Annotated in this window: 9 protein-coding genes; 8 read left to right on the top strand and 1 reads right to left on the bottom strand. The window is 47.0% G+C overall.

What is annotated here, in order from left to right:
* From K384_RS10230 to hpt, 5 genes are all read left to right on the top strand, one after another.
* Positions 1 to 258, top strand: a 258-nt coding sequence (locus tag K384_RS10230; RefSeq protein ID WP_038032019.1) for an energy transducer TonB, incomplete at its 5' end; no start/stop codon positions are given.
* Between the two features lie 161 nt (positions 259 to 419).
* Positions 420 to 2,390, top strand: a complete 1,971-nt coding sequence (locus K384_RS10225) for an ATP-binding protein (RefSeq protein ID WP_038032017.1) — start codon at positions 420 to 422, stop codon at positions 2,388 to 2,390.
* Between the two features lie 10 nt (positions 2,391 to 2,400).
* Complete coding sequence (dtd, locus tag K384_RS10220) at positions 2,401 to 2,853, top strand: D-aminoacyl-tRNA deacylase (RefSeq protein ID WP_038032015.1); 453 nt, start codon at positions 2,401 to 2,403, stop codon at positions 2,851 to 2,853.
* A gap of 350 nt (positions 2,854 to 3,203) precedes the next feature.
* Complete coding sequence (locus tag K384_RS10215) at positions 3,204 to 4,454, top strand: hypothetical protein (protein WP_038032013.1); 1,251 nt, start codon at positions 3,204 to 3,206, stop codon at positions 4,452 to 4,454.
* A 182-nt stretch (positions 4,455 to 4,636) separates the two neighbouring features.
* Positions 4,637 to 5,176, top strand: coding sequence for a hypoxanthine phosphoribosyltransferase (gene hpt / locus K384_RS10210; protein ID WP_038032010.1), 540 nt, complete (start codon positions 4,637 to 4,639; stop codon positions 5,174 to 5,176).
* A gap of 2 nt (positions 5,177 to 5,178) precedes the next feature.
* On the opposite strand, the gene K384_RS10205 is transcribed toward hpt, so the two are convergent.
* Positions 5,179 to 6,510: a M20/M25/M40 family metallo-hydrolase gene (locus tag K384_RS10205; RefSeq protein WP_038032007.1), complete on the bottom strand. Its 1,332-nt coding sequence runs from the start codon at positions 6,508 to 6,510 to the stop codon at positions 5,179 to 5,181.
* A gap of 128 nt (positions 6,511 to 6,638) precedes the next feature.
* Here K384_RS10205 and K384_RS10200 point away from each other — a divergent pair, with 128 nt between their 5' ends.
* The 3 genes from K384_RS10200 (at position 6,639) to K384_RS10190 (ending at position 9,667) form a co-directional block, all read left to right on the top strand.
* Positions 6,639 to 7,043 carry a hypothetical protein gene (locus K384_RS10200; RefSeq protein ID WP_038032004.1) on the top strand — a complete coding sequence of 135 codons (405 nt, stop codon included), beginning with the start codon at positions 6,639 to 6,641 and terminating at the stop codon, positions 7,041 to 7,043.
* Positions 7,044 to 7,147: 104 nt separating this feature from the next.
* Positions 7,148 to 7,441, top strand: coding sequence for a hypothetical protein (locus K384_RS10195; protein WP_038032002.1), 294 nt, complete (start codon positions 7,148 to 7,150; stop codon positions 7,439 to 7,441).
* A gap of 84 nt (positions 7,442 to 7,525) precedes the next feature.
* Entirely contained in the window at positions 7,526 to 9,667 is a 2,142-nt protein-coding gene (locus K384_RS10190) for a 7TM diverse intracellular signaling domain-containing protein (protein ID WP_038032000.1), read from the top strand.
* Positions 9,668 to 9,674 lie beyond the last annotated feature (7 nt).

Here is a 9,674-nt window from a genome sequence, read left to right as displayed (position 1 = left end):
GTGCAAGAGAACGTGCAGTATCCCCCCGAAGCCAAAAGGCGCCATATTCAAGGAACTGTTTTGGTCAGATTTGTACTCAAAAAAGATGGAACCATTGGCGAAGTGGAAGTGCTGCGTGGTGATAATTTAGGCGATGGGGCTCTGGCAGAGGAAGTGATACGTGTATTGAAAAGTACCAGCGGCTGGAAGACTGCCAAGCATCTTGGGCGCCCGGTAGATGAAAAACTGACCATGCCTATTACCTTTAAGCTAAAATAATGTGTGTTGAAAAGACAAACAAAAGCCACCTGTAATGGGTGGCTTTTTTATATTCACCACAAGAAGGAGGTTGCGCGTCTTCTTTGTTCTTTTGCTTTTTTTATTACCCGCTATGGGCTTAAACAAGGGGGTTTTTTTAAATTGAGACCAAAAGCCTAAGTATGGACATCACTGCTTTTTATGAAACCCTGCTTCAAAACCTGAATGAGGGCGTTCTCATTCTGAAAGAAACCGGCGAAGTGAAGTATGCCAATATGATTGTAGAGGAGCATTTGGGGTATCCGCCCGAGCGCCTCATTGGCAGTAGTTTCTTGAAGTTGCTCGACGACAAAGATGCCGCTTATTTTAGCCGCCGCCTGCAGGATGCCGTGGAACGCAAGCTGCCGTCTTTCTCCATGCAGCTTAAATTGCGCACACATAAGGGACGCTGGGTGCTTTGCAGCTTGCAGTTACGCAATTGTTTGGCATTGGCAGTGGTACATGGGTTTATAGTGTCTGTGTTTCCGTTGGAAGCCCCGGAAGGAAGAAGCACCGGCGCGCAAAACAAGCAAACAGAAACAAGCAAGCACGCTGCACTTTATGAAAGATTACGTCTGTTGATAGAACGCAACGAGCAGGCATCGGTATTACTGAACGAAAAAACGCAAGTGATAGCAGCCAATGCCGCTGCCTTTGAGCTCACCGGAAAGGTGATTGGGCGCCCGTTGCAGGAACACATTACTTTGCTGCGCTACTTGCCCACTACCGAACATGAACGTTTTCGCCATCTGCACGAGCAAAGCATGCGGGGATACTTGGGCGACATGACTTTCCCGAAGGGGAAGTACCTCATTAAATTGGACCTGATGCCCATTTGGGCTGCTTCGGGTGAAGTGGTCGCGGTTATGGTGCATATAAAAGAAGTCAGCCGGGAGGCTCAATTGCGTCAGGAGCTTGTGTATCAGCACCGGCTGCTTGAAGCTTTGGACCGGGCCAGTTCAGAAATGTTGATTCTGATTGACGAACAGCTGAAAATACGTTGGTTCAACCGGCAAGCGGTTAAAATGGCGCGTCTTTTCTTTGGAAAAGAGCTTAAGTTAGGCACTGACTGGGCTTCCTTGGTACAACTGAAAGACGAAGAAAAGGAAAACTATCTGCAGCAGTTGAAAGAGAACTTCAGTGGCGAAAGTTATTTTCAAGAAGCGAAGATTACCGACATTCACGGAGGGGCACACTGGCTGCAGCTGACCTACACGCCCATGGAGGCGGATGAGCGTAACATGATGATTATAAGCGCTCTGGATATTACTAAGGAGCGGGCGGCCAAAAAACGCCTGGCAGCACTTAACCGGCAACTGATAGAACAAAACAAAGAGCTGGCGCGTCAGGAAGCGGCTGCCCGTATGATGAACGAACAGCTGCGTAATCAACAAAAGCAGTTGAAACATGCTTTTGAAGAGCTGTCGCGCCGCAATTTTGAGCTCGACCAGTTTCTTTACAAGGTGGCGCATGACATCCGGGCACCCATTACTTCACTCAAAGGGCTGGTACATTTGATGGAGCAAGAAGGCGTTGCCCCGGCGCTGCAGGGCTATCTCGACCATATGAAGGGCAGCATTCGCCGCTTAGATGGCTTTATTCGCAATATGTACACCTATGCCAGCATAGAGCAAAAGCCGCTTAGTTTTGAACCCCTCGATTTTGAAGCGCTGCTTGCCGAAATAGCCTATGAGTTGAAAGAGGCACTGAATGAACGAAAGGTAACACTCGATTACAAAATACTGGGTAAGCAACAACCGTTTGCCGGCGATAAAGTGCGTTTGCATACCATATTGCACAACATCATATCCAATTCCATTCAATATGTCGATGAGAAGAAAGAGCGGCATGAAATTAAGGTGGAAGTACAGCTTTTGCCCCGGCTTGCCAAGTTAAAAATAGAAGACAACGGCTCGGGCATAGACCCACATTTGCAGGATAAGGTGTTCGATATGTTTTTCCGCGGCGATGAACGCTCCAAAGGGGCCGGGCTGGGGTTATATATCGTCAAACAAATCATTGAGCAGCTGCAGGGAAAAATAGAACTGAAAAGCAAGCCGGGTGAAGGCACTTCCATTGAAATAGAAATCCCCAATCAAGTATCTACAAATTAAATTATCAATTATGATAGCAGTTATACAACGAGTCTTGGAAGCGTCTGTAACCATCGATGGCAACAAGCATAGCGAGATAGGTAAGGGACTACTGGTTTTGTTGGGGGTTGGGCAATCCGATACACCCGACGATGTAGAATGGCTGGCGAAGAAGGTAGTAAATATGCGCATTTTTGAAGATGAAGACGGCAAAATGAATCGCTCGCTTATCGAGGTACAGGGCGAATTGCTGGTGGTAAGCCAGTTTACTTTACATGCCTCTACCAAAAAAGGCAACCGCCCGTCTTTTATCGAAGCGGCACCGCCCCAATTAGCCATCCCTTTATATGAATCTTTTGTAGAGCAGTGTGCCCGCTTGATAGGAAAAGAAGTAAAAACAGGGGTGTTCGCCGCAGACATGAAAGTAGCCCTTGTCAATGACGGTCCGGTAACCATCATAGTAGATACAAAAAACAAACGCTAAGCTTATCGGCTCATTCCCGGTGTTTATCGAGCAAAAGAAGGCATTGACGGAAGTATTTCCTTCAATGTCTTTTTTTATTGCCTCATTTGCAAGAAGAAAACATTGGAACTGGTCTTTTTTTTGCTCAAGTGCAAAACGTAGATGTTTGAGAAAATGCTGATTAACAATAAAAAAGTAAGGCAAACTGCCATTTGGCAAAACTTTATTTGTTGAAAAATTTAAAAAGTGAAACTTTTAAATGGTTTTGTTGTTTGTAAATGGTTGTTAATCAGTCTTTTGTGAGTAGATTTTGTGAGGTGTATTTTAGAAAAAGTACTATATTTGCGCGGCAATCAAGCTAACTTTATTATATGGAAAACCTTTTGGGTTATTTATCTTGGTGGGGAATAGGGGCAGGCCTGTGGATTTTATGGCGAATGGCAATCACCTGGGTGCGCTACCAAGCACGCAACTTGCAATATCAATGGCAGCGTGTGTGGTATAGCCGCCTGAACCTCTTCCTTCAAAATGAGTACAAACTGCTGCTTGTTATAAGCTTTTCGATATTTGTACTCAGTCTGGTGGCTCAAATTTATCATGTAGAGCCCGAAGCCTTCACCCACTTTTTCTGGGTTGCTTTTGCTGCTTCTTTTCTGTTAGAGGGAGTAGAGTATTGGGTACGGAAGCGCGACCCGGGGCGTGGCTTGCGCAGCGAGTTGGCAAAAGCATTGTTGATACTTAACAGCCCTTTGAGTATCATGCGTTTGCTGGTACTGGGCTTGCTTTTTCCTTTTGCCTTGTTACTCAAAGAACCGCAAGCGGCACACGATATCGCCATATTGATAGTAGAGCTTACTACCTATGCGCTGGGGGCTGCTTTGCCTGTGCTTAGCCGCAAACTTTGGCAATATGGCACCCGTCGTGAGGCTGTGAACAGCACCTTCGATGTCTCGATGATGAGCATCGAGCGTTTCGACGCCTTGTTGGTAAACTTCTTCTCTGCATTATTGCTGGTAAGTGCCCAACTGGACCTGCCGTTCAGTCCGGAAACCCTTGCCTCTGCCAAGCCGCTGGCTATAGTAGGGGTGGCATTGTTGTTCACCGGCGTCTTGTTGATTTCTGCTGCCATGAAGGTGTATCGTCGCTATCGCGGACGCGGCTATTGGCGTGTGAAGCTGGCAGGCGGACTATTGATGGCAGCGTGGCTGTTGTTTATCAGTCACTATACTTTGCCTGACTATTGGTTAAGCCACTTGATGGTTTACCGCAAGCAAGATTTGCAAGTGGCTTTGTTGGCTTCTTTGCTTGTGAGCTTTACCACCACTTATATTATCGCCCTTTATCGTTGGGTGCAGCAGCAGTACACACACCATCTGGTAAAACGCCCCGTATTGCATCGTTTGCTTACCTATAGTTTACGCTTTTTAATTACGGCGCTGTGTGTATTGGCGGTGCTTGCTTTCGTTGCCTATGCTTACCGGCATTTGGGGCTCCTTGGCTTGTCGCTAAGTTTTGGCGTGTTGCTGGCAAACATAGATACCAAGCTCAGTTTAGACATTGCCCCTTTGTGGGAGGCAGAACGTCCCAAGAAAAAACTTGCAGGACTTGGGGTGGGAGACTAAACAGGCTTTTTGCATATCGAACACATAAACTATCAGTAGGCAAAAGTAGTTTTGGTTGATGTGGCTTCCCCTGCACAGGGGGAAGCTTTTGTTTTTTTATCTTGATTGCTTGGACTACTGCCATGCAGTGTCGTATAATTGCAAAAAATATTGGCTTTGATAAGAGAAACTGATTGCATATCATGAAGAAAGAAGTACAATTACATGATCGCCATTTTGAACTTTTTTTAGATGCCGAAGCCATTCAGGCAAAGGTAAAAGCGCTGGCAGAGCAAATCAGGAAGGATTATGACGGAAAGCCGCTTGTTTTATTGTGTGTGCTGAGTGGGGCCTTTCGCTTTGCAGCCGATTTGGCGCGTTATTTAAACGACCGTACTGAAATAGCATTTATCAAGGTGCAGTCCTATGAAGGCATGATGAGCAGCGGGCTGGTGCGTGAACAACTGGCGGCTACTGTCAGTTTGTCGGGAAAGCATGTGTTGCTCGTAGAAGATATTGTTGACACAGGGACAACCATTCGCTTCTTGGTAGAAAAAATTTACCAAAAAGCCCCCGCTTCCTTAAAGATAGCCACGCTATTGTTGAAGCCGGATGCGTTGAAACACCCGGTGCAAACAGACTACGTGGGCTTTGAAATTCCCAACCATTTTGTGGTGGGCTATGGCCTTGACTACGAGGAGCAGGGGCGTTGTCTCAATGATTTATATGTGTTGAAAGCATAAGTTTATTCTCTTGCTGGCAAAGGAACCACCGGCAAGCTGGCAAAGCCTGCCTCGCTGACCGACTGCACGGCAAATAAGTAATGATCCTTGGAATAAGGGAGGCGTATGGCGGTATCCTTGGTATCGATGTGCTGTTCCCACTGCGGCGCTTCGGTCGAGCGAATCAACACACGATAATAAGCAGGGCGTGGCCCGGCAACAGGGGCTTGCCACCGCAGTTCGGTGTGGTTGCTAAGTCCGCTGACAGACATGCTCACGTTTTGTGGGGCGGCCGGTGCCCATGCCAAAGCGGCAGCCGTAAGCACATTCAGCACGGTGTTCTTGCGCAGGTAGTCAAAATCCATGAATTCAGGTAAGTCGCCATAGCGGATGCCTTTTTCAGTACGCACATTTTGGTGTTGATGAGTAAAATCTTCATTTTCTTCACATACCCGGATAGCGGTAAAACCGGCTTCATTGAAAGGGGTATGGTCACCACCGCGTAAAAAGCGATCTTTTCTGTACACCATGCGCACCTCAAGGTGTGGGATGTGTTTCCGGGCAATATCTGCCATGTAACGGGCCAACTGCCGGCTGGAACTTTCATTTTCATACCCCAACAGGCGCAACAGACGCACTGTTTGTTCATCGGCAGCGGCGGGGATGCCTTCGCTAAAAACACGCACCCGGGTATTCTGCCGAATGCCCAGCTCCGAAGAATAACTGTTGCCTACAATATCGTTGTTGAGTACTGCCACAATTTCCCAACCTTCTTGTCTGGCTTTCTGTGCCAGATGGCGCGAACCATACAAGCCCTGCTCTTCGCCCGAGAACAGTACAAACAACAGGCTGCAGGGAAATTCATATTGAGAGAGCACACGGGCTGCTTCCATAACTAATGCACAGCCCGAGCCGTCGTCGTTGGCACCCGGGGCATCTATTGTAGCATCCATGACATCCGAGGCGCGGGAATCCAAATGAGCAGTAATGAGAATTACACGCCGGTCGCCGGTGTCGGTGCCGGGTAGCCAAGCCATTACATTTTTCATCTCTACTTTGTGTGGAATACGTCTGCCATCCGGCTCTACGGTGAAGGCATCGAAGCTTACCTGCAGGCGCGGGGAGTAACTCTTGAACTGTTGGTAAGCCCAGCGGCGGGCAGCGCCTATGCCCCTTCGGGCGCCGGTCGTGTCGCTAAGTGTATGGCGTGTGCCGAAAGACACCAGCTTTTCTACCGTTTGCCGGAGTTGTTGGGCAGAAACTGCCTGCTGCAGCAGCTGCAGGTCGGCGGTTGTTTGTGCAAGTGCATAGCTGCTTATACAGCTTATCAATAGAAGGGTAAACCGGTACTTCATATTCATTTTTGTTTGGTTCTATGCTGTTTTACTTAACGAAGTGTTTTGTTCTTTTATTTTTTTGAGAAATTATTTTGTGTGTAAATGGTTTTTTGTTACATTGTATTGTAATTATCAAAAAAGCCCGCATGCTCTCACTGTATGAAAGTTTGGTTCATTCGAAAGGCAGCCTTCAAGAAAAAGAAGATTGCCTGGAAATAACCTTTGTGGGCTTCCCGGAGAAAGCCACGGTTGAGGGCCTGTTGAAAGCGTTCGAAGCGCAAGTGCACGCAGGGAAACCCAAGCAATGGTGGGTATTTGACTTTTCCGGATTGTCGTTGCTTGATTGGGCATCTTTTGAGTTGCTGGGCAAAACCTTGAATAGCCTGGCAAGCGCTAAGCCACCTGTAAATGGGATGGTTTTCATAGTGCCTGAAAACCCTTTTGTGCGTGTATGGCTTGAAGAGGAACTAAAAGAAATAGAGGATATTGTTTTGACAGCTTATTTCGATTCTTGCAAAGAAGCCCGTCTGTTTATGAACCAAGTGCTTTAAAAACAACGCACATGCTTATGATGAAACACTGACTGCTTGCTCAATACCCGGTTGCACAACCGGGTATTTTTTTATAACTTCAGTCAAGAAATATTGAAAGTACCATGGTTCTTCCCGAGACGGTCATCCATCTGTTGATTAAGTTGTGCGGCATACGCAAGCAGCTGCGCTGGCAGATTTATTGCAACTATGTGGACGCCGCCGGAAGAAGCATCTTTCATATTGTTCTCTACGATACGGAACGTAATAGTCAATTTGCAAAAATTACTTTTTATGCCGACAGCCTGGAAGTGTTGCAGTGCCACTATGCAGGCTACAAAGCCGATATACCTGTGGAACTCACAGATTTGCTGCTCGATTTGATTTATTTTGAAATGGAGCAGGCGCGGGCTTCTTGATTTTACGGCTATTTGTTTGCATGAGTCAGATAGAGTAAGTATTTTAATGAAAAAACTTATGCTGTTATCTTAAACAAGCTACTCATGCGACAAGTCAACTGCCTTCTTTTATTTGTTTTTCTTTTTTTGTTTTTAAACTGTGGATGGGCGCAGCAACCGCCGCGCATGACCATTCGCACGCCGGAATTTGAAAAAATAGCAGCCGGGCAAAAAGCATGGATACTGGCAGATACGCAGGCATGCTATCAGGCAACAGAACTGCTGGCACATCCGGAAAAGTATCCTTTTGCACCGGCAGGAACAGAAAAACCCAACTATGGTTATACAGATGTAGTGTATTGGCTCTATTTTGAGCTGGAAAATGTTTCAACGTCCGATATAGACACCTGGGTAGAGGTAGATTACCCGCTCTTGGACACCTTACACCTATGGGTGCGCGGCAATGACACCACAGCCTATTTCTTGACCGGCGACCGCCTGCCTTTTGATGCACGCCCCATGAATTATAAAAACTTCGTGTTCCCTGTGAAGTTAAAAGCAGGCGAGCAAAAGCAGTTCTTGTTTCGCATCACCAGCGAGGGCACCATGAGTTTTCCGGTTTATGTGTGGTCGCCCATGGCTTTTACCGAGAGCAGCAATGCCACACAGATAGGCTTTGGTATTTATTACGGTATCATGCTGGTGATGGCTGTGTACAACCTTTTTCTTTTTTTCTCTCTGGCCGACCGCAATTACCTTTTTTACGTGCTCAATATATTGGCTATTATTTTGTTTCAGGTCTCTTTCAACGGCTTGGGGTATCAGTATTTGTGGCCCGCCTTCCCGGCTTTACACCATGTGAGCGTGCCTTTGTTTATTGCCGTGCTCACACTTACAAGCTTAAACTTTACCTATCATTTTTTGGAAGTGCCTGCTTATTGGCGCCGCTTGTCTTATGTGCTTATGGGCGGCATGTTGCTTGCTTTGATAGAAATACTTGTTTCTTTGGCAGCTCCTTACCGTTTCAGCATTAAGCTCACGACCATCACCGCACTGCTGATGACTTTGACCATCTTCTTTACAGCCGTGTATGTGCACAGAAGAGGCTATGCACCGGCCAAATTCTTCCTGCTGGCTTGGGGTATCTTTTTATTGGGGGCTTTGCTTTCTGCCATGCGTGGCTACGGCTGGATGCCCAACAATTTTGTAACTACCTATGCCGTGCAAATAGGCTCGGCGCTTGAAGTGGTTTTGCTTTCTTTCGGCTTGGCTTATAGAATCAACCTGCTGAAGCAACAAGTGGCAGCGGCAGCGCTGGAGCGGGAGCGTCTCGAAAAAGAAAAAGAGCGCGAGCAAAAAGAGTTTATTGAAGCGCAAAACCGCAGACTGGAACAACTGGTCGCTGAGCGTACCGCAGAGATAGAAAAACAAAACCGGGACATACGGGCAAGCATACAGTATGCCGAAAAAATTCAAAGGGCAATTTTGCCGGCAGAAGAGCTTATAAAACAATACTTTCCGGACTCTTTCGTATTCTTCAAGCCGCGTGATATTGTGTCCGGGGATTTCTACTGGTTTTCGGAACGGGAAGGCAAATTGTTTTTGGCAGTGGTGGATTGCACGGGGCATGGCGTGCCGGGGGCTTTCATGTCTATGATTGGCTATGCCTTGCTCAATCAAGTGGTGAATGAAAGAGAAATAGACGACCCCGGCGAAATATTGCTTCAACTGCATAAAGAGATACGAAAGGCTTTGAAGCAGGAAAAAGAATCTTTGGTAAAGGACGGTATGGATATAGCCCTTTGCATGATAGACACGCAGAAGCAAAGCCTGTACTTTGCCGGTGCGGCACGTTCGCTTTATTACATACAGTATGGAGAGCTGCACGAAATCAAAGGGGCGCCCTATTCGGTGGGGGGCTTTGAGCGGGGCAAAAAGCGCACCTATCCTACACATGAGCTTCCTTTGACGGACAACATGATATTGTTCCTTGCTTCCGATGGCTTTGCTGATCAGTTCGGAGGGGTGCGCGATCGTAAGTTTATGGTTAAAAACTTCAAGCGCCTGCTGCTGGAAGTGGCCGGAAAAGATTATGTGGTATTGGGCAAGCAGGAGCTACAGCAAGTTTTTGAGCAGTGGAAAGGCGACAGGAAACAAATAGACGATGTGCTGGTTGTTGGGCTGAAAGTAGAAAAAGAAGTGCTTGTCCGCCATGCCCCGCAAAATGTAACTTCCAATGTACTGTAAACGATAA

The sequence above is a fragment of the Thermonema rossianum DSM 10300 genome (genome assembly GCF_000426825.1).
GTDB classification, from domain to species: domain Bacteria; phylum Bacteroidota; class Bacteroidia; order Cytophagales; family Thermonemataceae; genus Thermonema; species Thermonema rossianum.
Note: the sequence above shows the minus strand (reverse complement) of the source record. Positions and strands in the feature narration are given on the sequence as shown.

Bases quoted from the DNA above. Each gene is read 5' to 3' on its own strand.
- K384_RS10200 (WP_038032004.1), top strand. From the start codon at position 6,639: ATGCTCTCACTGTATGAAAGTTTGGTTCATTCGAAAGGCAGCCTTCAA.
- dtd (WP_038032015.1), top strand. From the start codon at position 2,401: ATGATAGCAGTTATACAACGAGTCTTGGAAGCGTCTGTAACCATCGAT.
- K384_RS10205 (WP_038032007.1), bottom strand. From the start codon at position 6,510: ATGAAGTACCGGTTTACCCTTCTATTGATAAGCTGTATAAGCAGCTAT.
- K384_RS10195 (WP_038032002.1), top strand. From the start codon at position 7,148: ATGGTTCTTCCCGAGACGGTCATCCATCTGTTGATTAAGTTGTGCGGC.
- hpt (WP_038032010.1), top strand. From the start codon at position 4,637: ATGAAGAAAGAAGTACAATTACATGATCGCCATTTTGAACTTTTTTTA.
- K384_RS10225 (WP_038032017.1), top strand. From the start codon at position 420: ATGGACATCACTGCTTTTTATGAAACCCTGCTTCAAAACCTGAATGAG.
- K384_RS10215 (WP_038032013.1), top strand. From the start codon at position 3,204: ATGGAAAACCTTTTGGGTTATTTATCTTGGTGGGGAATAGGGGCAGGC.
- K384_RS10190 (WP_038032000.1), top strand. From the start codon at position 7,526: ATGCGACAAGTCAACTGCCTTCTTTTATTTGTTTTTCTTTTTTTGTTT.